The sequence below is a fragment of the Pseudomonas sp. NFR02 genome, from assembly GCF_900119375.1.
GTDB classification, from domain to species: Bacteria; Pseudomonadota; Gammaproteobacteria; order Pseudomonadales; family Pseudomonadaceae; genus Aquipseudomonas; species Aquipseudomonas paracarnis.
In genome coordinates, this window is the sequence record NZ_FPJJ01000009.1 from 122,378 (window position 1) to 141,957 (window position 19,580).

Consider the following 19,580-nt stretch of genomic DNA (forward strand, 5'->3'; position numbering starts at 1 on the left):
GGACACCACCGGCGAAAACACCGAGTTTGCTTGCAAAAGGCCAAGTGCAGCGACCAAAACAAGCCACTTAGGATCACGCTGATAGTTCGGGTACCAACCCGAATGCCCCTGCTTGTCTCATTTCTTCAAAATAAGAGCCGCGGCTTTGTAAGTCGCTGCTCAAGTTAAAACTACGGCGCCGGTTGAAGCCTGCGCCGCAGCATTTACGGGCACAACGGTCCTGCTTTTACTACAACGTCAGTTACACGCCGCTCTGCAGCAGCATGTTACGGATGTGACCAATGGCCTTAGTCGGGTTCAGGCCTTTAGGACATACGTTGACGCAGTTCATGATCCCGCGGCAGCGGAATACGCTGAACGGGTCATCCAGCGAAGCCAGACGCTCGGACGTCTTGGTGTCACGGCTGTCTGCCAGGAAGCGGTAGGCTTGCAGCAGCGCAGCTGGACCCAGGAACTTGTCCGGGTTCCACCAGAAGGACGGGCAGGATGTCGAGCAGCAAGCGCACAGGATGCACTCGTACAGGCCATCGAGTTTTTCACGTTCTTCCGGGGACTGCAGACGCTCGATGGCCGGAGCCGGCGTGTCGTTCTGCAGGAACGGCTTAACTTTCTCGTATTGCTTGTAGAAGATGCTCATATCGACGACCAGGTCACGGATAACCGGCAAACCTGGCAGTGGACGAACAATCAGCTTGTTGCCTTTGACCACGGCGGACAGCGGCGTGATGCACGCCAGGCCGTTTTTGCCGTTGATGTTCATGCCGTCGGAACCGCACACACCTTCACGGCAAGAGCGACGATAGGAGAAACCCTCGTCCTGCTCTTTGATCAGTGCCAGTACATCCAGCACCATCAGGTCTTTACCACCGGTATCGACCTGGAACTCCTGCATGAACGGCGCGGCGTCCTGATCAGGGTTGTAGCGATAAACACTGACTTTCAACATGGCAGCCACCCTTAGTAAGTCCGAATCTTCGGTTCAAACGTCGGCACCGTCTTCGGCGAGAAGTTCACGGCACGCTTGGTTACGCGCTTGTCACCCGGGAAGTACAGGGTGTGGCACAACCAGTTTTCGTCGTCGCGATCTTCAAAGTCTTCACGAGCGTGAGCACCACGGGATTCTTTACGAACCTCGGCGGCGATCGCCGTCGCTTCAGCCACTTCCAGCAGGTTTTGCAGCTCAAGGGCTTCGATACGAGCAGTGTTGAACGCCTGGCTCTTATCGTTGATTTTGACGTTGGCGATGCGCTTGCGCAGGTCAGCCAGCTGGGCGATGCCCTTCTGCATGTATTCGCCGGTACGGAACACACCGAAGTAGTTCTGCATGCAGCTTTGCAGCTCGCGACGCAGGGTTGCCACGTCTTCGCCATCCGTGCGCTCGTTCAGAGCGTTCAGACGCGCCAGGGCCGCTTCGATGTTGGCGTCGGTGGCGTCATCGTATTCGATGCCGTCAGTCAGCGCCTTCTCAAGGTGCAGGCCGGCCGCACGGCCGAATACCACCAGGTCGAGCAGCGAGTTGCCGCCCAGGCGGTTGGCACCGTGAACCGATACGCAAGCCACTTCACCTACTGCGAACAGACCATGGATGATCTCGTCCTGGCCGTCGGCGTTCTGGGTGATTGCCTGGCCGTGAATGTTGGTCGGCACGCCGCCCATCATATAGTGGCAAGTTGGAACCACCGGAACCGGAGCAACTACCGGGTCAACGTGGGCGAAGGTCTTGGACAGCTCGCAGATACCAGGCAGGCGGCTGTGCAGCACTTCTTCACCCAGGTGATCGAGCTTGAGCAGTACGTGGTCGCCATTCGGGCCACAGCCGTTACCGGCGATGATCTCTTTAACCATCGAACGAGCCACAACGTCACGGCCAGCCAAGTCTTTGGCGTTCGGAGCATAACGCTCCATGAAACGCTCGCCGTGCTTGTTGATCAGGTAACCACCTTCACCACGGCAACCTTCGGTCACCAGTACACCGGCGCCGGCGATGCCGGTCGGGTGGAACTGCCACATTTCGATGTCTTGTACCGGTACGCCAGCACGCAGGGCCATGCCGACGCCGTCACCGGTGTTGATCAGGGCATTGGTGGTAGAAGCGTAGATACGACCTGCACCACCGGTCGCCAGCACAGTCGCCTTGGCGCGGATGTAGGTGGTTTCACCGGTTTCGATGCAGATGGCGATCACACCGACGAACTCGCCCTTGCCGTTCTTCACCAGATCAACAGCGTAGTACTCGTTCAGGAACGTGGTACCGGCTTTCAGGTTGCCTTGGTAAAGGGTATGCAGCAGCGCGTGACCAGTACGGTCGGACGCAGCGCAGGTACGGGCAGCCTGGCCGCCTTTACCGTAATCCTTGGACTGGCCACCGAATGGACGCTGGTAGATACGGCCTTGCTCGGTACGGGAGAACGGCAGACCCATGTGGTCCAGCTCGAACACCGCGGCCGGGCCTTCCTGACACATGTATTCGATAGCGTCCTGGTCACCGATATAGTCGGAACCCTTGACGGTATCGTACATGTGCCAGCGCCAGTCATCGTTAGGGTCGGCGGAGGCGATGGCGCAGGTGATGCCACCCTGGGCCGATACGGTGTGGGAACGCGTCGGGAACACCTTGGTGATCACGGCCGTCTTGTGGCCGCCCTGGGCCAGCTGCAGCGCAGCGCGCATGCCAGCACCGCCGCCACCAATAATGATGGCGTCGAATGAAATAGTTGGAATGTTAGCCATGAATCAGATACCCCAAAGAATCTGCACACCCCAGACGAAGTAAGCGAACATCGCGACGCCGCATACTGCCTGGAAGAGGAAACGTACTGCAGTCGCGGACTTGCCCAGCGCCATCGGCGTCAGGTAGTCAGTCGCGATGGTCCACATGCCAACCCAGGCGTGAGCGCCCAGGGCTACAAGGGCCAGCAGACTGAAGATTCGCATCGCATTGTGGGAAAACAGGCCGTGCCATTGCTCATAGCCGATGCCCGGGTTTGCGACGAGGTATCCGATCAGGAAAATGAAATAAGCCGCGAGAACGACCGCAGACACACGCTGTGCCATCCAGTCATAGAGGCCCGAACGCGACAGATTCGTTACGCTGGTTACCATATCCAAACTCCTGCCAGAACGATCAGCACCACGGAAATGGCGACGATGATTTTCGAGCCCAGGCGGCCGCCTTCCAGCGTCTCACCGATGCCCATGTCCATGATCAAGTGGCGCACACCGGCTACCAGGTGATACAGAAGAGAGGACAGGAGGCCCCATGCTACGAACTTGGCCAGCGGGCTGGTCAAGCATGCCTTCACCTCGGCGTATCCTTCCTCGGAACCCAGGGATTTGCTCAATGCATAAAGCATGATGCCCAAGCCCAGGAACAGGATGATGCCGGAAACACGGTGCAGGAACGACGTAACGCCGGTGATGGGGAGTTTGATGGTCCTTAGGTCTAGGTTTACAGGTCGTTGGCTATTCACGGCTTTTTTTCACACTGAAGAGCCCCTAACAATCAGGGCAAAGTTGTTGGGGAGTGCGACTGGTCAGGTAAGCACCACCCAGGGAGTGCGACCCCCAATGAAAGCAAGCCCAAAAGCCCTTGGCGGTCGGTGGCCGAGTATAGACAGTTAGGTTACTAATGACAACGCGCACACCTCACCCTAATAGCTGATTGCGCTGGCGGGATAAAAGGCGTAAATGGCAGTCAATTTCGACGAAAAAGTACGGTTAAAGCCTTCTGGCGCAAGACTTTAGGCAAATTGACATCTGGATTTATATCAATATAGTGGTGCGGGCCCTGCGTGGGGGGTCTGTCTGATGATTTGAAGCATAAATAGGAGGCCACATGGCTGACAAAAAAGCGCAGTTGATCATCGAGGGCGCAGCCCCCGTCGAGCTGCCCATTTTAACCGGCACCGTTGGTCCCGATGTTATCGACGTACGGGGCCTGACGGCCACGGGCCGTTTTACTTTCGACCCAGGCTTCATGTCGACCGCTTCCTGCGAGTCGAAGATCACCTATATCGATGGTGACAATGGCATTCTGCTTCATCGCGGCTACCCGATCGAGCAACTGGCTGAAAAGTCGGACTACCTGGAAACCTGCTACCTGCTGCTAAATGGCGAATTGCCAACAGCCGAGCAGAAAGCCCAGTTCGTCAGCACCGTGAAGAACCACACCATGGTTCACGAGCAGTTGAAGACCTTCTTCAACGGCTTCCGTCGCGACGCCCACCCGATGGCCGTCATGTGCGGTGTAGTAGGCGCCCTGTCGGCCTTCTATCACGACTCCCTGGACATCAATAACCCGCAGCATCGCGAAATTTCCGCGATCCGCCTGGTTGCCAAGATGCCTACCCTGGCCGCAATGGTTTACAAGTACTCCATGGGCCAACCCATGATGTACCCGCGCAACGACCTGACGTACGCGGAAAACTTCCTGCACATGATGTTCAACACCCCGTGCGAGATCAAACCGATCAGCCCGGTGCTCGCCAAGGCCATGGACCGGATCTTCATCCTCCACGCCGACCACGAGCAGAACGCTTCCACCTCTACCGTGCGCCTGGCGGGCTCTTCGGGTGCCAACCCGTTCGCCTGTATTGCCGCCGGCATCGCCGCACTGTGGGGCCCTGCCCACGGCGGTGCGAACGAAGCCGTATTGACCATGCTCGATGAAATCGGCGATGTGTCCAACATCGACACCTTCATCGCCAAGGCCAAGGACAAGAACGATCCGTTCAAGTTGATGGGCTTCGGTCACCGGGTCTACAAGAACCGCGACCCGCGCGCTACTGTCATGAAGCAGACCTGCGACGAAGTGTTGAAGGAACTGGGCATCAAGAACGATCCGCAACTCGAACTGGCCATGCGCCTGGAAGAGATCGCCCTGACCGACCCGTACTTCATCGAACGCTCGCTGTACCCGAACGTCGACTTCTACTCGGGGATCATCCTCAAGGCGATCGGCATTCCAACCAGCATGTTCACCGTGATCTTCGCCCTGGCGCGGACCGTGGGCTGGATCTCCCACTGGAAAGAAATGCTCTCCAGCCCGTACAAGATTGGCCGCCCGCGCCAGCTGTACACCGGCTACGAGTCGCGTGACATCACCAAGCTGGAAGACCGCAAGTAAGCACTTAACGGCTTGTTTGTCATGAGAACGGCCTCCCTTAGTGGAGGCCGTTTTTGTTGGTGTGGCCTGATCTACCGCCATCGCAGGCATGCCAGCTCCCACCGTCGATCGGGCTCACACAGTCAACCTGTGGGAGCCGGGCTTGCCCGCGATGAGGCCAGCCCAGGCAAAAAAATACCCCGGCCTTGCGACCGGGGTATCTCTTATGCAACTGACGACTTAGTGATTAACCGCCCCACTCGCCCCCAGGCCAGTCTGCGAACGCACGAACTGCGGGAAGTACAGCGCACGCTCTTTCTCTGCCGCCGCCGACTTGTCGGTGATGGAGAAGAACCAGATGCCGACGAACGCAATGATCATCGAGAACAGCGCCGGGTACTCGTACGGGAAGATCGCCTTTTCATGGTGCAGGATCGACACCCAGATGGTCGGACCGAGGATCATCAGGCCCACGGCGCTGATCAAGCCCAGCCAGCCGCCAATCATGGCACCACGGGTGGTGAGGTTTTTCCAGTACATGGAAAGCAGCAGCACCGGGAAGTTACAGCTGGCAGCGATAGAGAACGCCAGCCCGACCATGAACGCAATGTTCTGGCTTTCGAACAGGATACCCAGGCCGATGGCCAATACACCCAAGGCTACGGTGGTGATCTTCGACACGCGAATCTCATCTTTCTCGTTGGCCTTGCCCTTCTTGATCACGCTGGCATACAGGTCATGGGACACCGCCGAAGCACCCGCCAGGGTCAAGCCGGCAACCACCGCCAGGATGGTGGCAAACGCCACGGCCGAGATGAAGCCCAGGAAGATACTGCCACCCACCGCGTTGGCCAGGTGCACCGCCGCCATGTTGTTACCGCCGAGCAAGGCGCCCGCTGCATCCTTGAACGCCGGGTTGGTGCTGACCAAAAGGATCGCGCCGAAGCCGATGATAAAGGTCAGGATATAGAAGTAGCCGATGAAGCCGGTTGCGTACAGCACGCTCTTACGCGCTTCCTTGGCGTCGCTTACCGTGAAAAAGCGCATCAGGATGTGCGGCAGGCCAGCGGTACCGAACATCAGTGCCAGGCCCAGGGAGAATGCCGAGATCGGGTCTTTCACCAGGCCGCCGGGGCTCATGATCGCCTCACCTTTGGGGTGAACCTTGATCGCCTCGGAGAACAGCATGTTGAAATCGAAGTTGACGTGCTTCATCACCATCAGCGCCATGAACGAGGCACCGGACAGCAACAGCACCGCCTTGATGATCTGCACCCAGGTGGTCGCCAACATGCCGCCGAACAGCACGTACATGCACATCAGGATACCCACCAGGATCACCGCCACATGGTAATCAAGGCCAAACAGCAGCTGGATCAGCTTGCCCGCGCCGACCATCTGCGCGATCAGGTAGAACGCCACCACCACCAGCGAGCCACACGCCGACAGGCTGCGGATCTGGGTTTGCCCCAGGCGATAGGACGCCACGTCGGCAAAGGTGTATTTGCCCAGGTTACGCAAGCGCTCGGCGATCAGGAACAGAATGATCGGCCAGCCCACAAGGAAGCCGATCGAGTAGATCAAGCCGTCATAGCCGGAGGTGAACACCAGCGCGGAAATCCCCAGGAAGGACGCCGCCGACATGTAGTCACCGGCAATCGCCAGACCGTTCTGGAAACCGGTGATCTTGCCGCCCGCCGCATAGTAGTCCGCCGCTGACTTGTTGCGCTTGGACGCCCAATAAGTGATGCACAGGGTGGCGCCGACAAACGCGACGAACATCACAATGGCCGAGATGTTCAGCGGTTGCTTGTGCACTTCACCGGTCAATGCGTCCGCCGCCCAAACGGCCGGAGCCAACAGCGAAGCACCGAATAGAGCCAATAGACGCCGGATCATTGCGCAGCCTCCTTGAGAATCGCATTGTTCAGGTCGTCAAATTCGCCGTTGGCCCGACGCACGTAGATGCCGGTGAGAATGAAGGCCGACACAATCAGCCCGACGCCCAGGGGAATGCCCCAGGTAATCGAGGAACCGGGGCTGATCTTGGCCCCCAGCACTTGTGGCCCGTAGGCGATCAACAGGATGAAAGCGGAGTAAAGCCCTAGCATGATCGCCGAGAGAATCCAGGCGAACCTTTCCCTTTTCCTGACCAGCTCCTTGAAACGCGGGCTGTTTTGAATCGAGAGGTAAATGCTGTCGTTCATTGTTTTTATCCTCGCAGCACAGCTTTTTATTATTTTGGAACGTATCCACTGTATGCGGCTGCGCAATGGGTTCCAGACGACCTTAGTAGTAGATCGAGTGTAGCGAGGGATTGCTGGGGCGCAGGAAGATTTGAGTCAGTGCAAAACGAATGTGGGAGGGAGCAAGCCCCCTCCCACAGGGTTGCATCGGTGGCTTTTATTTAGCGGTCCATTCGGCAACGCGCTCGGGGTGCTTGGCTACCCAGTCCTTGGCCGCGGCGTCCGGCTTGGCGCCTTCTTGAATCGCCAGCATGACTTCACCGATTTCATCCTTGGAGGCCCACTGGAATTTCTTCAGGAAGGCTGCGACTTCCGGCGCTTTCTTCTCCAGGCCCTTGCTGCCGATGCTGTTGACGGTTTCAGCAGCACCATAAATCCCTTTTGGGTCGTCCAGGAAACGCAGTTTCCACTTGGCGAACATCCAGTGCGGTACCCAACCGGTGACCGCAATCGACTCCTGCTTGTCTTCGGCGCGGGTCAGTTCGGCAATCATCGCCGCACCCGAGCTGGCTTGCAGTTTGTAGTCCAAGCCATATTGCTTGATGGCTTCGTCGGTCTTGAGCATTACGCCTGAACCGGCGTCGATGCCGACGATCTTGTTCTTGAAGGTGGTGTCGGTCTTGAGGTCTTCGATGGACTTGGCCTTGACGTACTCCGGCACGATCAGGCCGATCTTGGCGTCCTTGAAGTTGGGGCCGTAGTCGACCACCTTGTCCTTGTTCTTGGTCCAGTATTCACCGTGGGTTACAGGTAGCCAGGCGGAAAGCATGGCATCGAGTTTGCCGGTGGCGACGCCCTGCCACATGATCCCGGTGGCAACCGCTTGCAGTTTTACGTCGTAGCCGAGCTTTTGCTTGATCACCTCTGCCGCCACATGAGTAGTGGCCACGCTGTCGGACCAGCCGTCCACGTAGCCGATGCTCAGGGTCTTGCTGTCGGCACTGGCCAGTGTGGAGCCCATCGCAACTACCAGAGTGGCAGCTGCGCCCAAGAGTCGTCGCATCTTCATAGTACTTCCCCGAAAGTGCTGCGCCCGACGGATGCCGAGCGACGTCAAACTGTTGTTATAGGGTGCACCGCGCCCCCTTCACGCGCATCGATCCGGTTGCTGAGGCATCAGTGGAGTACTGACAGTTTTATCTTCAACCTGCGTAGGCATTTGCCCTGCTCTGTCAGCGACCTTGGTTGAGCAGGAAACGACATCACATCGCCAGCAGGATGCTTTGTAGGCGTTATCGCCAGAATCCCGCCCGAAGTTTGCATGTCAAAATTATGCAGCCGCACTGGGCTGCGGCAAATCCGGGTAAGATGCGCGCCTTTGCTCCCCCAGATAAGCCGACCATGCCCGCGACTGCCCGCTTCCCTGCCCTGCCCTATTTCTTTGCCTTGATCCTCGGCATGCTTGCCCTTGTCGGCTACTGGTACGGCCTCGGCCGGCCCGTGGTGTTGCCAGACGTCGCCAGCGCCAGCCATAAGCTGCAATGTGCGTCCTACACACCGTTCGACAAAGACCAGTCCCCATTCGACCAACCGTTCACGCTGCGCCCCGAGCGCATGGACGCCGACCTGGCGCTACTGGCTACGCGCTTTGAATGCATTCGCACCTACTCCATGACCGGCCTGGAGGCCCTGCCGGACATGGCGCGCAAGCATGGGTTGAAAGTGATGGCCGGGGCCTGGGTCAGCAGCGACCCTGTGGCGACCGAAAAAGAGATCAACGAGTTGATCGCGGCGGCCAACGCTAGCCCGGATGTAGTGACCTCGGTGATCGTCGGCAACGAAGCCCTGTTGCGCAAGGAAGTTACTGCCAAGCAACTGGTGGCGCTGATCCATCAGGTTAAAAGCCAGATCAAGCAGCCCGTCACCTATGCCGATGTCTGGGAGTTCTGGTTGCAACACCCGGAAATCGGGCCGGCGGTGGACTTCCTGACCATTCACCTGTTGCCGTATTGGGAAGATGAGCCGTCCGGCATCGACCAGGCGCTCAAGCACGTGGGCGATGTGCGCCAGACCTTCGGCCATAAATTCGCGCCCAAGGACATCGTGATCGGCGAAACCGGCTGGCCCAGCGAAGGCCGACAGCGCGAAACCGCCGTGCCCAGCCGGGTCAATGAGGCCAGGTTCATGCGCGGCTTCGTGGCCATGGCCGAAGCCAATGGCTGGCGCTACAACCTGATCGAAGCCTTTGACCAGCCATGGAAACGTGCGAGTGAAGGGGCTGTGGGTGGTTACTGGGGGCTGTTCGATGCAGACCGTCAGGACAAAGGTATCCTCGCCGGCCCGGTGACCAATGTGCCCTACTGGCGGCTGTGGCTGGGCGTCGGCGGGCTCATCCTGCTTGGCACCCTGGTGCTCGGCGGCCGCGTTCGCAGCACTCGCTCTGCATTAATACTGCCGTTGCTAGGGGCCGTCGCAGCGTGCTCCATCGGCAGTTGGGCCGAACTGACCCGCGTTACCGCGCGCTTCAGCGATGAATGGGTATGGGCAGGCTTGCTGGTGATGTTGAACTTGCTGGTGCTGGCCCACGCCGCACTCGCCCTCAGCGCACGGGAAGGCTGGCGTGAGCGCGGGTTCAGCTGGCTGGAGCAACGCGCGGGCTGGCTGATGGCAATCGCCGGGTTTGCCGGTGCGGTGATGATGCTAGCGCTGGTGTTTGACCCGCGCTATCGCAGCTTCCCAAGCGCGGCGCTGGTGTTGCCGGCCCTGGTGTACCTGGTACGCCCAGTGACCGGACCACGTCGGGAGATTGCGTTGCTGGCCTTTATCATCGGTGCCGGCGTTGCGCCGCAGTTGTACCGTGAAGGGCTGTTGAACCAGCAGGCCTGGGGTTGGGCAGTGGTCAGCGTGCTGATGGTTGCGGCTTTGTGGCGTTGCTTGCGAGTGCGCAAGGCGTAACACCGCTATCGCAGGCAAGCCAGCTCCCACAGTTGAGTGGGTTCACACATTTCTATCTGTGAGCACGGTCAAATGTGGGAGCTGGCTTGCCTGCGCTGAGGCCACATCAGGCGCCGCGCGGCTTCCTGACCAACCGCAACCCCGCAATCACCACCGCAAACACCGCAAACGTCGTGTTGTACAACGCCAGCGCCGGCAACCCGAACACCAAGCCCACCACCGCCAACGCCCATCCCGCACGCCCCGGTACAAAAAAGCCCAGCACTGAGGTGATCAACGCCGCCCACCCCAGCAGCTTGAAATGGATCATCAAACCCAGGTTCGAACGCACCTGGCATTCCCAGCGGCTGGCCTCATCAGCACAGATGCCAACCCATTGCCCATCCTCCATGAAGCCGTAGCGTGCGGCATAACTGGCGGCCAGCCATAACGGCAGGGCAATAAGCAGCAGAATCAACGGCAAACGACGGGACATGGGGCACTCCGATAGGCAAAAACGGCGCCCAGCTTAATCCCACGGCGGCCGTTAGCAAGGTGTTCGCACAGATATCTGTTCAACAAAGCATGGCAAAGTGTATCGTCTCGCTACTATTACCCCGATTCCGACGTTTTTTCCGACTTTTCGTGCCGAGTGCTGGCACTTCGGTGACAAGGCGGTGGTCATAGCCTGCGAACTTCATTCAGCCCGTTCCTCTTAGGGATTAAGTCATGCTCCGTTCCTTGCGCTGTGCTGCCTTGCTGGGCAGCCTATTTTTGAGTGCGTCAGCACTGGCCGTCGATATCGACCAAGCCAGCTATGGCTACCCTTTGACCAACCCGTTCGAAGCAACCATCGCCACCACGCCTCCCGATCTGCGGCCAACCCTGCCGACAGATGACGAGATCAACCAGTCCGACTACACCCTGACGATGCGCCCCGAGCGCGAGTTCAGCCTGCCGGACAATTTCTGGGCGGTGAAGAAACTCACTTACCGCATTGCCAAGCAGGACCGTGCTGCGCCTTTGATCTTCCTGATCGCCGGCACCGGTGCACGCTTTGATAGCAGCATCAATGAATACCTGAAAAAGCTGTATTACCAGGCCGGCTACCATGTGGTGCAGCTCTCCTCGCCAACCAGCTTCGATTTCATCAGCGCCGCTTCGCGCTTCGCCACCCCGGGCATCACCCAGGAAGACGCCGAAGACATGTACCGCGTGATGCAAGCCGTACGCGCGCAGAACGCCTCGTTGCCAGTGACTGATTTCTACCTCACCGGTTACAGCCTGGGCGCCCTGGATGCGGCGTTTGTCAGCAAGCTGGATGAGACCCGCCGTAGCTTCAACTTCAAGAAAGTGCTGCTGCTCAACCCGCCGGTCAACCTCTACACCTCGATCACCAACCTCGACAAGCTGGTACAGACCGAGGTCAAGGGCATCAACAACAGCACCACCTTCTATGAGTTGGTGCTGAGCAAACTGACGCGTTACTTCCAGCAGAAAGGCTACATCGACCTCAACGATGCCTTGCTCTATGACTTCCAGCAGTCCAAGCAGCACCTGAGCAATGAACAGATGGCCATGCTGATCGGCACCTCGTTCCGCTTCTCGGCCGCTGACATTGCGTTCACTTCGGACTTGATCAACCGCCGCGGCCTGATCATTCCACCCAAATACCCCATCACCGAAGGCACCAGCCTCACGCCGTTCCTCAAGCGTGCCCTGCAGTGTGACTTCGACTGCTACCTCACCGAACAAGTGATCCCGATGTGGCGCGCGCGTTCCGATGGCGGCAGCCTGCTGCAACTGATCGACCAGGTCAGCCTCTACGCCCTCAAGGACTACCTGCGCGACAGCCCGAAAATTGCCGTGATGCATAACGCCGACGATGTGATCCTCGGCCCTGGCGACCTGGGTTTCCTGCGTAAAACTTTCGGCGATCGCTTGACCGTCTACCCGCTGGGCGGCCATTGCGGCAACCTCAATTACCGCGTCAACGCCGACGCCATGCTGGAGTTCTTCCGTGGCTAAATATCTTCTGCTGCTCGCCGCACTGATGTGCGCAGGCGTGGCCAATGCCGACAACAGCAAGGCCCAAGAACCCGTCAAGGTCGATGCCGACGGCTTCAAGGAGCCGCTGACCAAGCTCAAGTTCAACCCAGGCTTGGACCAGCGTGAGTTCGAACGCTCCACGCTCACCGCGCTCAATGTCTACGACCCACTGGAGTCGTGGAACCGCCGCGTGTACCACTTCAACTATCGCTTCGACCAGTGGGTATTCCTGCCGGTAGTAAACGGTTACCGCTACGTCACGCCGAGCTTCCTGCGCACCGGCGTGAGCAACTTCTTCAACAATCTGGGCGATGTGCCCAACCTGATGAACAGCTTGTTGCAGCTCAAGGGCCACCGCTCGCTGGAAACCACCGGGCGCCTGCTGGTCAATACCACCATTGGCATCGCCGGCCTGTGGGACCCGGCTACCGCCATGGGCCTGCCGCGCCAGAGCGAAGACTTCGGCCAGACTCTGGGCTTCTACGGCGTACCGGGCGGCGCCTATGTGGTGTTGCCGATCTTTGGCCCGTCGAACCTGCGTGACACCACCGGCTTGCTGGTGGACTACAGCGCCGAATCGCAGATCAACTTCCTCAACGTATCCGAAGTCAGCTCCAACCATCCGGAAGTCTGGGCCCTGCGCGCCGTGGACAAGCGCTACCAGACCAGCTTCCGCTACGGCCAGATGAACTCGCCGTTCGAGTATGAGAAGGTGCGGTATATCTATACGGAATCGCGCAAATTGCAGATTGCCGAGTAAACGTCATTGACCAAAGCCAAGGTCATCGCAATGGCCTTGGCCTCAATCCTGTAAACGCCATCTATCGTCACACTTTGAGCCACTGATCACCGCCAGACGGCGAAAACAGTGGAACCTCTTGAATGAAAGTTTACACACAGGTACTGACCCGGCGGCTCACCCAAGGCCGCCGAGGTATTCCTGATTAAACTTCTTCAAAAGGACACATCATGTTCATTCCGAACACCTTGAATCTGGCGGCTGGCTTGATAGACGCCATTACACAACAGTTTGGTATGCCGAAGCTGCAAGCCCCAACCGAAAACACCGGCCGGGCAGCTGGCGATTATCGGACCGTAGACGAAATCACCAAAAACCCCTTGTTCGACAATCTGCTTACACCATTGCCCGCAGATAAAATGCCGACGTCCGCTCACCTGGATCCATTCACGAATCCCTATACAGCGCGGCTTGAAGAACACAGGATCGACGATTTCTACGATAAGGTTGGAGGCAATTGGAACGATCCCAGCCTCAGCGACAGTGAGCGCGCTGATATCGCCGCGAATGCGGAGCGAGTGCTTGAATATATCGATAGCCTAGGAGGAAACAATTCGACAGTGGGCGACCAAATGATTAACGGGATGAGCAGCGCCTTGCCTCGTTTGTACTATTACAGCCTGACCACTGAGCATCTGACGACCGAGGGTTCCGAGGCAAGGCTTCTACTGAATTTTGCCGATCACGGTTACGATGTCTTTCATTAAGTGAAGCGCTGTTAGCTGAAAAACAAGCAGCGCCGCCTGGCACTGCTTGTTTTGAGGGAGCATGGGCACGTTATGGTTTGGGTTTTAAAACAGCCCAGAGTTTGGTCACTAAGGTGAGCAATACCAGAACCACCCCACCGGCAATAATCCCCACCATCGCATTCAGCAACGTCGGCATCAGCCACGCCAGCGCCCCTGTGCTTTGGCTCACCGTCTCGATCCAGTGGTGCACCACGGGCACGCCATGGGTGAGAATGCCACCACCGACCATAAACATCGCCGCCGTGCCGATCACCGACAAGCTCTTCATCATGTACGGCGCCGCACTCAGAATCGCGCCGCCAATACTGCGTGCCACCTGGCCCGGCTTCTGCGTCAGCCACAGCCCCAGGTCGTCGAGCTTGACGATACCAGCCACCAATCCATATACGCCGATGGTCATGACAATGGCGATACCCGACAGCACAATCACCTGCTGTGTGAGCTGCGCGTCGGCGACAATGCCGAGGGTGATGGCAATGATTTCGGCGGACAGAATGAAGTCGGTGCGGATGGCACCCTTGATCTTGTCTTTCTCGAACGCCACCAGATCGGTTGCCGGATCGGCCACCGCTTCAGCCAACTGCGCGTGTTCGGCTTGATCTTCAGCCTTGCTGTGCAGGAATTTGTGCGCGAGTTTTTCGAAGCCCTCGAAACACAGATAGGCACCGCCAAGCATCAACAGTGGTATCACCGCCCACGGAGCAAAGGCGCTGATCAACAGGGCCGTCGGCACCAGGATCAACTTGTTGATAAACGAGCCCTTGGCCACCGCCCACACCACGGGAATTTCCCGCTCAGCCCGCACGCCGGAGACCTGCTGGGCGTTCAGTGCAAGGTCATCGCCCAGCACGCCCGATGTCTTCTTGGCGGCCATTTTTGTCATCAGCGCGACGTCATCGAGTACCGCCGCGATATCGTCGATCAACACCAACAAGCTGCTTCCTGCCATGAACCGAACTTCCGTTAGAGAGAGATGGCGCGAGCATAGCGCGGCGCAAGGCGTTGCGGGCAGATTGTTGAGGCTTGCGGATGGCCGGTGCTACCATGCGCAACCGCCTGTCATGGCAAGGAAACGTCTGGTTTATGAGCAGCATTCGCGAGCGCAACAAAGAAAAAATCCTGCGGGCGGCGAGCGAGGAGTTTGCCGACAAGGGCTTCGCCGCGACCAAAACCAGCGACATCGCCGCCAAGGCCGGGCTGCCCAAGCCCAACGTCTATTACTACTTCAAATCCAAGGACAACCTTTACCGCGAGGTGCTCGAAAGCATTATCGAGCCGATCCTGGCCGCCTCCACGCCGTTCAACCCCGAAGGCGAGCCCAAGGAAGTATTGAGCAACTACATCCGCTCCAAAATCCGCATCTCCCGCGACCTGCCGTTTGCCTCCAAGGTGTTCGCCAGCGAAATCATGCACGGCGCCCCACACCTGAGCACCGACCAGGTTGAACAGCTCAATGCCCAGGCCAAGCACAATATCGACTGCATCCAGAGCTGGGTTGACCGTGGCCTGATCGCAGCAATTGACCCCAACCACCTGATGTTCAGCATCTGGGCAGCCACCCAGACCTATGCCGATTTCGACTGGCAGATCTCGGCGGTAACCGGCAAGGCCAAGCTGGATGAGGCCGATTATGAGGCGGCGGCGCAGACGATTATTCGGTTGGTGCTCAAGGGGTGTGAGCCGGATTGATACACCGCGCAGAGGCTATCGCAGGCAAGCCAGCTCCCACACGGATTTGCGCGGGACACAAAATGTAAATTGGTCATAATCCCCTGTGGGAGCGGGCTTGCCCGCGATAGCGCCCATCCAGACACATCCTGCTAAAAGCCTGCCGATCAGCCTTCGCCCCTCAGTCTAGCCTCTCAGAACACCATCTGAAGAGAGGCCAAGGAATGCCTGATCTACCTGCTTCAAAACGCCTGCGCATCGGCCGCTATAACGAATCCAACCGCATTTACCTGCTCACCACCAACACCCTTGAACGTGAGCCCATCTTCAGCGACTTCAGACTTGGCCGTCTGGTCGTACACCAATTCAGAATCGTTCAATATAAAGGGCTCGCAACCTCATTGGCCTGGGTAGTAATGCCTGATCATTTCCATTGGCTTGTTGCTCTGGAGAAAGGTTCGCTTGCCGACTTGATGCGACAAGTGAAGTCCAAGAGCACCCGAATTGTGAATGCGGTGGCTGGCCGCCAAGGTCGCCTCTGGCAGCCGGGCTTTCATGATCATGCCGTGCGTCGAGAGGAAAGCCTTGAGGGGATTGCACGCTACATCGTAGCTAATCCACTCAGGGCTGGGCTGGTAAAGAAGTTTGGCGACTATCCGCTGTGGGATGCTATTTGGGTTTGACTGTAGACCGAGTCGACTGCATCGCAGGCAAGCCAGCTCCCACACTGATTGGATTCACACAGTTGGATTTGTGAACACCGCCAATGTGGGAGCTGGCTTGCCTGCGATAGCTTACTCACAGTCAGAACGATTCAAGCCGACACCCCCGCATCCGCCATCAACCCCACCCCCTCTATCGCCGTGATCGCACACTGCTCGTCAATATCGGACGTGTCCCCGCTGATCCCAATTGCGCCGAGCACCATGCCGCTCTGATCCCGAATCAACACCCCACCCGGTGCCGGCACGACGCTGCCCTGCCCCAGACTGTTCAAGGCCGCGATAAACGCCGGGCGCTGTTGGGCGTCCAGTGCCAGCAAACGTGAACCCTTGCCCAGGGCAATGGCGCCCCAGGCTTTGCCGATGGCGATTTGCGGGCGTAGCAGGCTGGCGCCGTCTTCGCGTTGCAGGGTGACCAGATGGCCGCCGCTGTCGAGCACGGCGATGGTCAGTGGCGCAGCCGAAATGGTGCGGCCTGCAGTAAGGGCCTGGGTGGCCAGCTGGGTGGCGAGTTTCAAGGTTAAAGCGCTCATAGGTGCCGTCCTTATCTTGTTATGGGTAACGCGGTGAGGTCTGTTTGATCAGATGCTCGATGACACAAATAGAACACAATGATATCTGTTTTTGTATACAATATTTTTCAACAAAGGCTCCATACGTCGAAAAAAGCGCTTCCGACGAACGCAAAGGTCAGTTCACGAAAGGCATTGACCAACGTAGCTCGCCGTGAATACACTTTGGACAGACACCACTTGTATACAATTACAAAACGCAAGAGGCACCAAAACCATGAGCAAAATGAGAGCAATCGAAGCCGCCGTCCTGGTGATGCGCCGTGAAGGTGTGGATACCGCCTTCGGTATCCCAGGCGCCGCGATCAACCCGCTGTATTCGGCCTTGCAGAAGGTGGGTGGCATCGATCACGTCCTTGCTCGCCACGTTGAAGGCGCCTCGCACATGGCCGAGGGCTACACCCGCACCAAGGCCGGCAATATCGGCGTGTGCATCGGCACATCGGGCCCGGCGGGTACCGACATGGTCACCGGCCTGTATAGCGCCTCGGCCGACTCGATCCCGATCCTGTGCATTACCGGCCAAGCCCCCCGCGCCCGGATGCACAAGGAAGACTTCCAGGCCGTGGACATCACCAGCATCGTCAAGCCAGTGACCAAGTGGGCAACCACGGTGCTGGAACCCGGCCAAGTGCCTTACGCGTTCCAGAAAGCCTTCTATGAAATGCGCTCCGGCCGCCCTGGCCCGGTGTTGATCGACCTGCCGTTCGACGTACAGATGGCCGAGATCGAATTCGACATCGACGCCTACCAGCCGCTGCCCCTGGCCAAGCCGCTGGCGACCCGTGTGCAAGTGGAAAAAGCCCTGGCTCTGCTCGACGCAGCTGAACGCCCATTGCTGGTGAGCGGTGGTGGCGTGATCAACGCCGACGCCAGCGAGCTGCTGGTGGAGTTCGCTGAGCTGACCGGCATCCCGGTGATCCCGACCCTGATGGGCTGGGGCACGATCCCGGACGACCATCCGCTGATGGTGGGCATGGTCGGCCTGCAAACCTCGCACCGCTACGGCAACGCGACGATGCTCAAGTCGGACGTGGTGCTGGGCATCGGCAACCGCTGGGCCAACCGTCACACCGGTTCGGTCGAGGTGTACACCGAGGGCCGTAAATTCATTCACGTCGACATCGAACCGACCCAGATTGGCCGCGTGTTCACGCCGGACCTGGGCATCGTTTCTGACGCCGGCTCCGCGCTGACGATGTTCATTGAAGTGGCCCGCGAGTGGAAAGCCGCCGGCAAGCTCAAGGACCGCAGTGCCTGGTTGCATGACTGCCAACAGCGCAAGGCCACCCTGCACCGCAAGACTCACTTCGACAACGTGCCGGTCAAGCCGCAACGCGTGTACGAAGAGATGAACCAGGTGTTCGGAAAAGACACCTGCTACGTCAGCACCATCGGCCTGTCGCAGATTGCCGGCGCGCAATTCTTGCATGTGTACAAGCCACGCCACTGGATCAACTGCGGGCAGGCCGGCCCATTGGGCTGGACCATTCCCGCAGCGCTGGGCGTGGTCAAGGCCGACCCGAGCCGAAAAGTGGTGGCCTTGTCGGGCGACTATGACTTCCAGTTCATGATCGAAGAACTGGCGGTGGGCGCGCAGTTCAAGCTGCCGTACATCCATGTGGTAGTGAACAACTCTTACCTGGGCCTGATCCGTCAGGCCCAGCGTGGGTTCGAGATGGACTACTGCGTGCAGCTGTCCTTCGACAACCTCAACGCCCCCGAACTCAACGGCTATGGCGTCGACCATGTGGCGGTTGCAGAGGGCTTGGGCTGCAAGGCTCTGCGTGTGTTCGAGCCAGGCCAGATCCAACCTGCCTTGCGCCGCGCCCAAGAGATGATCGAAGAATTCAAGGTGCCGGTGATCGTTGAGATTATTCTGGAACGGGTGACCAATATTTCCATGGGCACCGAGATCAACGCCGTCAATGAATTCGAAGATCTGGCCCTGGTCGGCAACGATGCGCCGACTGCCATTTCCCTGCTCGATTAAGGAGAACCCTATGCCGCGCTTTGCTGCCAACCTGTCCATGTTGTTTACCGAACAGGATTTCCTTGCCCGCTTCAAAGCGGCTGCCGATGCCGGTTTCCAGGGCGTGGAGTACCTGTTCCCGTATGAATTCAGCTCTGCCGATATCAAGGCGCAGCTGGACGCCAACGGCCTGACCCAGGTGCTGTTCAACCTGCCAGCCGGTGACTGGGCCAAGGGCGAGCGCGGCCTGGCTTGCCACCCGGACCGGGTCGAGGAGTTCCGTGCCGGGGTCAAACTGGCAATCGCCTATGCCCAGGTCTTGGGCAACACCCAGGTCAACTGCCTGGCGGGTATCCGGCCACAAGGCGTTGATGACGAGACCGTAGAAAAGACCTTCGTCGCCAACCTCAAGTACGCCGCCGAGAAGCTGCAGGCGGCGGGTATCAAGCTGGTGATGGAGATGATCAACACCCGCGACATTCCGGGCTTCTACCTCAACAACACGGCGCAGGCCCTGTCGATTCGCGAGCAAGTGGGCAGCGCCAACCTGTTCCTGCAATACGACATCTACCACATGCAAATCATGGAGGGCGACCTGGCGCGGACCATGGCGGCGCACCTGGGCGAGATCAACCACATCCAACTGGCGGACAACCCAGGGCGCAACGAGCCAGGTACCGGTGAGATCAACTACCGCTTCCTGTTCGAGCATCTGGACCGCATTGGTTACGCGGGTTGGGTCGGCTGTGAGTACAAGCCGTTGACCACTACCGAGGCGGGTTTGGGCTGGCTCAAAACCCATAACGCCATCTGACAACTGACACA

Annotated in this window: 19 protein-coding genes; 9 read left to right on the forward strand and 10 right to left on the reverse strand. The window is 58.6% G+C overall.

The features are described 5' to 3' along the window. Window positions 1-241: 241 nt before the first annotated feature. From BT199_RS23880 to sdhC, 4 genes are read right to left on the reverse strand one after another with little or no spacing between them, the layout of a single operon-like run. Window positions 242-946, reverse strand: a complete 705-nt coding sequence (locus BT199_RS23880; RefSeq protein WP_003172807.1) for a succinate dehydrogenase iron-sulfur subunit — start codon at window positions 944-946, stop codon at window positions 242-244. A gap of 11 nt (window positions 947-957) precedes the next feature. Then, a complete protein-coding gene (gene sdhA, locus BT199_RS23885) occupies window positions 958-2,730 on the reverse strand; it encodes a succinate dehydrogenase flavoprotein subunit (RefSeq protein WP_014717730.1) in 1,773 nt (590 codons plus the stop codon). A 3-nt stretch (window positions 2,731-2,733) separates the two neighbouring features. Further along, a complete protein-coding gene (sdhD, locus tag BT199_RS23890; protein WP_003172805.1) occupies window positions 2,734-3,102 on the reverse strand; it encodes a succinate dehydrogenase, hydrophobic membrane anchor protein in 369 nt (122 codons plus the stop codon). Then, entirely contained in the window at window positions 3,096-3,470 is a 375-nt protein-coding gene (gene sdhC / locus BT199_RS23895) for a succinate dehydrogenase, cytochrome b556 subunit (RefSeq protein ID WP_014717729.1), read from the reverse strand. Before sdhC ends, sdhD begins: the two co-directional genes overlap by 7 nt. A 365-nt stretch (window positions 3,471-3,835) precedes the next feature. Between sdhC and gltA the strand changes: the two genes are divergently transcribed. Next, a complete protein-coding gene (gltA, locus tag BT199_RS23900; protein WP_014717728.1) occupies window positions 3,836-5,125 on the forward strand; it encodes a citrate synthase in 1,290 nt (429 codons plus the stop codon). 219 nt (window positions 5,126-5,344) lie between these two features. Here gltA and BT199_RS23905 read toward each other — a convergent pair whose 3' ends face one another. The 3 genes from BT199_RS23905 to BT199_RS23915 all read right to left on the reverse strand — a co-directional run bounded on the left by BT199_RS23905 (window position 5,345) and on the right by BT199_RS23915 (window position 8,359). Then, window positions 5,345-7,003 carry a cation acetate symporter gene (locus BT199_RS23905; protein ID WP_003190002.1) on the reverse strand — a complete coding sequence of 553 codons (1,659 nt, stop codon included), beginning with the start codon at window positions 7,001-7,003 and terminating at the stop codon, window positions 5,345-5,347. Then, window positions 7,000-7,311, reverse strand: a complete 312-nt coding sequence (locus BT199_RS23910) for a DUF485 domain-containing protein (RefSeq protein WP_003190001.1) — start codon at window positions 7,309-7,311, stop codon at window positions 7,000-7,002. The genes BT199_RS23905 and BT199_RS23910 overlap by 4 nt, the downstream gene beginning before the upstream one ends. Window positions 7,312-7,507: 196 nt before the next feature. After that, entirely contained in the window at window positions 7,508-8,359 is an 852-nt protein-coding gene (locus tag BT199_RS23915; RefSeq protein WP_003233255.1) for a glycine betaine ABC transporter substrate-binding protein, read from the reverse strand. A gap of 332 nt (window positions 8,360-8,691) precedes the next feature. On the opposite strand from BT199_RS23915, the gene BT199_RS23920 reads away from it, so the two are divergent. Further along, window positions 8,692-10,245, forward strand: a complete 1,554-nt coding sequence (locus tag BT199_RS23920) for a glycoside hydrolase family 17 protein (RefSeq protein ID WP_072435576.1) — start codon at window positions 8,692-8,694, stop codon at window positions 10,243-10,245. 106 nt (window positions 10,246-10,351) lie between these two features. Here BT199_RS23920 and BT199_RS23925 read toward each other — a convergent pair whose 3' ends face one another. Beyond that, entirely contained in the window at window positions 10,352-10,720 is a 369-nt protein-coding gene (locus BT199_RS23925; protein ID WP_014717724.1) for a hypothetical protein, read from the reverse strand. A gap of 233 nt (window positions 10,721-10,953) precedes the next feature. On the opposite strand from BT199_RS23925, the gene BT199_RS23930 reads away from it, so the two are divergent. From BT199_RS23930 to BT199_RS23940, 3 genes are all read left to right on the forward strand, one after another. Then, the gene (locus tag BT199_RS23930) at window positions 10,954-12,252 is read left to right on the forward strand and encodes a serine protein kinase PrkA (protein WP_003189995.1); all 1,299 of its coding nucleotides are present in this window, start codon (window positions 10,954-10,956) and stop codon (window positions 12,250-12,252) included. Then, complete coding sequence (locus BT199_RS23935) at window positions 12,245-13,033, forward strand: MlaA family lipoprotein (RefSeq protein ID WP_014717723.1); 789 nt, start codon at window positions 12,245-12,247, stop codon at window positions 13,031-13,033. Before BT199_RS23930 ends, BT199_RS23935 begins: the two co-directional genes overlap by 8 nt. Window positions 13,034-13,242: 209 nt before the next feature. Further along, window positions 13,243-13,779 (forward strand): hypothetical protein, encoded by a 537-nt coding sequence (locus BT199_RS23940; RefSeq protein WP_072435577.1) that lies wholly within the window; start codon window positions 13,243-13,245, stop codon window positions 13,777-13,779. A gap of 70 nt (window positions 13,780-13,849) precedes the next feature. Here BT199_RS23940 and BT199_RS23945 read toward each other — a convergent pair whose 3' ends face one another. Further along, window positions 13,850-14,770, reverse strand: a complete 921-nt coding sequence (locus BT199_RS23945; protein ID WP_072435578.1) for a DUF808 domain-containing protein — start codon at window positions 14,768-14,770, stop codon at window positions 13,850-13,852. Between the two features lie 134 nt (window positions 14,771-14,904). Here BT199_RS23945 and BT199_RS23950 point away from each other — a divergent pair, with 134 nt between their 5' ends. Both BT199_RS23950 and BT199_RS23955 read left to right on the forward strand, forming a co-directional pair. Then, window positions 14,905-15,510 (forward strand): TetR/AcrR family transcriptional regulator, encoded by a 606-nt coding sequence (locus tag BT199_RS23950; protein WP_014717721.1) that lies wholly within the window; start codon window positions 14,905-14,907, stop codon window positions 15,508-15,510. A 203-nt stretch (window positions 15,511-15,713) separates the two neighbouring features. Further along, entirely contained in the window at window positions 15,714-16,172 is a 459-nt protein-coding gene (locus tag BT199_RS23955; protein WP_014717720.1) for an REP-associated tyrosine transposase, read from the forward strand. Window positions 16,173-16,303: 131 nt separating this feature from the next. Here the strand turns inward: BT199_RS23955 and BT199_RS23960 are convergent, their stop codons facing one another. Beyond that, the gene (locus tag BT199_RS23960; RefSeq protein WP_020302584.1) at window positions 16,304-16,744 is read right to left on the reverse strand and encodes a GlcG/HbpS family heme-binding protein; all 441 of its coding nucleotides are present in this window, start codon (window positions 16,742-16,744) and stop codon (window positions 16,304-16,306) included. 256 nt (window positions 16,745-17,000) lie between these two features. On the opposite strand from BT199_RS23960, the gene gcl reads away from it, so the two are divergent. Continuing rightward, complete coding sequence (gene gcl, locus BT199_RS23965; protein WP_003189987.1) at window positions 17,001-18,776, forward strand: glyoxylate carboligase; 1,776 nt, start codon at window positions 17,001-17,003, stop codon at window positions 18,774-18,776. Window positions 18,777-18,786: 10 nt separating this feature from the next. Beyond that, complete coding sequence (gene hyi, locus BT199_RS23970) at window positions 18,787-19,569, forward strand: hydroxypyruvate isomerase (protein ID WP_014717718.1); 783 nt, start codon at window positions 18,787-18,789, stop codon at window positions 19,567-19,569. The last annotated feature ends 11 nt before the right edge of the window (window positions 19,570-19,580 follow it).